This window comes from Petrocella sp. FN5 (genome assembly GCF_029210395.1).
Taxonomy (GTDB): Bacteria; Bacillota; Clostridia; order Lachnospirales; family Vallitaleaceae; genus Petrocella.
On sequence record NZ_JARGDP010000203.1, the window covers coordinates 1 to 963 of the forward strand.

The 963-nt window shown below is 36.8% G+C and carries 1 protein-coding gene; it reads right to left on the minus strand.

Annotated elements, in window-relative coordinates; translation table 11 throughout:
* Positions 1-24: 24 nt before the first annotated feature.
* A complete protein-coding gene (locus P0N36_RS15495; protein ID WP_275843794.1) occupies positions 25-864 on the minus strand; it encodes a PhzF family phenazine biosynthesis protein in 840 nt (279 codons plus the stop codon).
* Positions 865-963 lie beyond the last annotated feature (99 nt).

Genomic DNA, 963 nt, shown 5'->3' on the forward strand with positions numbered 1-963 from the left:
TATATTCAAATCTTCTAGGAAACGCTAGATTAAAACAGCACTTCCACCAACATAGACCTGCATTGTATCATCACCTGCAACCCTTACTTTTACCATTATTTTCGATGGTCTCATCATGCTATAGCCTTGCTCTATGACGAAATCTCCATGGAATTCATGCTTTTGATATTTCATCAAGTAACAGGCTAAGGCTGCATTGGCTGTTCCTGTTGCAGATTCTTCATTGATACCATATCTTGGAGCAAAATTCCTTACATGTGCCTCACCGTCAGATAGGGTTTCTAAACAAAAAGCGTGAATACCGACGACGTTATGCTTTCTGCTTATAAGGTTAATCTTTTCAATATTAGGCCTAAGCCCTAATAATGTCTCTAAGTCTTTAACTTGTAAGATGATGTCTTTAAGTCCCGTTGATACAATCTGTATTGGCATATCGCCGATATAGTCTCTCTGAAAACTATCAAAACATCCTTCAATCTCATTCTTATCCAAGATCTCATAATACTTGGGTGCATTCTGCTCCATGTAAACATAGTCATCGAGTACCTGAAGTTCTAGAATGCCTGCCTTTGTTTCTTGAGTATAATCTCCAACCTTAATGATGCCTAGGTCTCTTAATAAGTTAAAGGTAGCAATGGTGGCATGTCCACATAGATCAACTTCATCCGTTGGGGTAAAAAATCTAACTTTAAAATCAGCTTTCGTTGATTTCATAACAAAAGCCGTCTCAGAATAGCCTACATCTTTTGCAATTCCCAGCATTTGTTCTTCTGATAATGAATCCGCATCTAAAACAACACCGGCTAAATTGCCACCATCCATACTGTCTGAAAACGCAGTCACTCTATATATATGGTTTGTCATAATCCGCTTCCTCCGTTAATAATTTAGCTTTTCCATAGGATTTTCATTTTTGTTATTTTCTTCTAATATTTTTGGAACTTTGCTTTTTTATAACTCAAT

Bases quoted from the DNA above. Each gene is read 5' to 3' on its own strand.
- P0N36_RS15495 (WP_275843794.1), bottom strand. From the start codon at position 864: ATGACAAACCATATATATAGAGTGACTGCGTTTTCAGACAGTATGGAT.